The organism is Actinomadura latina NBRC 106108 (assembly GCF_001552195.1).
GTDB classification, from domain to species: domain Bacteria; phylum Actinomycetota; class Actinomycetes; order Streptosporangiales; family Streptosporangiaceae; genus Spirillospora; species Spirillospora latina.
Genome location: NZ_BCQS01000066.1, coordinates 1 through 1,489, shown reverse-complemented (window position 1 = coordinate 1,489; position 1,489 = coordinate 1). Strand labels below are relative to the sequence as shown.

General features: G+C 69.4%; 1 protein-coding gene. It reads right to left on the bottom strand.

Features of this window, described 5'->3' with window-relative positions:
* Positions 1–35: 35 nt before the first annotated feature.
* Positions 36–1,430, bottom strand: a complete 1,395-nt coding sequence (locus tag AL2_RS35800; RefSeq protein WP_083947264.1) for an IS701 family transposase — start codon at positions 1,428–1,430, stop codon at positions 36–38.
* Between the last annotated feature and the right edge of the window lie 59 nt (positions 1,431–1,489).

The window sequence follows — 1,489 nt, the reverse complement described above, 5'->3', positions numbered from 1 at the left end:
ACGGCAGCTGTAATTGGGGCTGTGGCCTGCGGTGATCATGTGGTGGTGTCGGCGTAGGCGTGCCATGCCTGGTGGCATTTTCGGGCTCGGTATTGGTGGCGTCGGCGCCAGGTGGACCATGCGCGGCGGTGTTCGGGATCGCGGCGAGGCTCCGGCACGATCGGTCCTCGGATGTTGCGCAGGAGTTCGGGGACGGTGAGCGCGATCATGTCGGGGTCCTGGTCCGGGCCGGTGGGTTCGGTGGCTGCGGTGACGGCGAGGTAGGTGTAGGCCAGCAGGGCCAGGCAGCTCCAGCGGTGCCAGGACCTCCACCGGGTGGTCTGGCCTTTGTCCAGGCCGCAGGCCTGTTTGGCGAGCTGGTGGTCCTCTTCGATCTTCCAGCGCAGCGTGGCGACCGCGACCAGGCGGGCCAGCGGCGCCGGGCCGGCGGTGAAGCACCGGTAGTAGGACAGTTTGCGGGTGTAGCGGTGCCGCCGCACCAGCAGGACCGCGTCACCGGCCTGGTCACCGGCCTGGTCACCGGCCTGGTCTGGGCCGTTGGGGGTGTCGTCGGGGGTGATGGCGAGCATGGCCCAGTCGTAGGAGCGGACGCCTTTGGTTCCGGTTCCGGTGCGTACGCGCTGCCATCCGCCGTCGCCGATCAGCCGGACGGCCTTGCGGGCGGTGGTGGTGTGCGGGCCGAGCGCCACGGGGTGGTCGTGCTTGACCGCCATCACATAGTTCATGCCCAGGCTGCGGATGTGGCGGCGCAGGTCGCGGCCGCCGTAGACCTCGTCACCGGCGGCGAACGGCGCCCGGATCGCGCGGTCGTGGGCGTGGGTGAGCATCTGGGCGGCCAGCTGCGGTTTGGTGGCGAACTCGATGTGGCCGGGGACGCCGGCCAGCTCACGGCGTTCCTCATCGCAGGCCCAATCACGGGGTAGGTACAGGCGGCGGTCGATGATGGTGTGACCGCGTGCGGTGACGTAGGAGAGGTTGACCGTGACCTGGCACAACGCGACCCCGCCCAGGCTGCCGGAGTACTGGCGGGCGGCGCCGACGCAGTCGGTGGAGGACTTGGCGTCGCCGGTCTCGTCCAGGATGAACACCGCGTCCTGACCCGCGTGGGGATCGTCGCCGGTCAGGTGCCCGGCCGCCCACACCGCGGTCTGGTCCAGGACCTGCCGCTCGTCCCATTTCGCCCGCGACAGCAGATGCTGCAACCGATGCGGGCCGGTGTGCCCCAGCGCCTCGCCCAGAGTCCAGCAGTTGTGGTCCTCCAGCTCCATCAGCAGTCCCAGCACGAACTCCCGGACCAGTCGCCGGGGCTCACACCTGCGGAAACATCCCGCGATCCGGGCCATCACCGCGTCCAGGAAACCCGCCCGGCGCTCATCATCGGCATGCGCTATCGTGCCCCCGACGGCCGCCGGGTTCTTTACTTTCGTCACACAAAGCAACGATCACGGCGGCCGTCTCGTATGTCCGGCACTCCACCCGATCGTGATCA